General features: G+C 41.5%; 1 pseudogene. It reads right to left on the bottom strand.

Annotation, left to right across the window (positions count from 1 at the left end):
- Positions 1-522: 522 nt before the first annotated feature.
- A pseudogene (locus tag AB4653_RS07665) lies at positions 523-821 on the bottom strand (hypothetical protein); the annotation flags it as partial.

Raw genomic sequence — 821 nt, 5'->3', positions numbered from 1 at the left:
AGTAAATGGCTTAATACCGAGCAGATCCCCATAGTTACTGTTACAACCCTACGCTCCGTCAACCAAGGTTCTTTTAGTCCTGATGTCAAATGTAATTCACTATTACGTCTTCATTGGCACTGATACAACTGACAATATGACCTCGTAATCAAACAATATTCTCTTTCCAGTATGCTTTACCTAGCCAACCGAACGTTTTTCGCATATGGGCAGCGATTGGCTGTTTTTAGCTTACCTATAGCGTCTTAAATGATCTACTGAGGTATAATAAGTATTGCCCTTGGATAGGAGCACATACTAGGATTCAGGCTTTCCCAACGGTGGCTAGTTACCTAAATTACGTGGTACTACCGTGTGATATATGGTGTGGGATGAGGTTTAACTTTGCATTTATCCATCACACCTCTAGCAAAAGCACCTATCCACGGACAAGCTCGCATTTTTATGCATCGAGCAATAATTGTAACTATTGAGTATATACTGTTTATTTTCCAACCCTTTCCGTCAAACAAAAATAATTTATCATTTACAAATCCCAGCCTGCACTAACTTGGACGTTATATTAATTGCCGTACAGCTTGTTTTAACGTACGGGTTAGGAATTGCTCCACCAACATCCGATATTCTATCAATATCTTTCGCTACTTTGCACGCTTCCTCATCTGCCTTAACCTCAGCGTCTCGGAGTGCTTTATTTAGTTCGGGAGGATTAAAAGCTTGAGGTGGTAGCACTGGAACTGGAGAGATCGGTACCCCGAGCCTTCCATCCAGATCTACATACCCTAACGGGTCACCATTTACATACGCATAGAGGTTAATCC

It is taken from the genome of Vibrio sp. 10N.222.48.A3, from assembly GCF_041475345.1.
GTDB lineage: Bacteria > Pseudomonadota > Gammaproteobacteria > Enterobacterales > Vibrionaceae > Vibrio > Vibrio tasmaniensis_A.
This window is presented reverse-complemented; position numbering and strand designations above follow the sequence as displayed.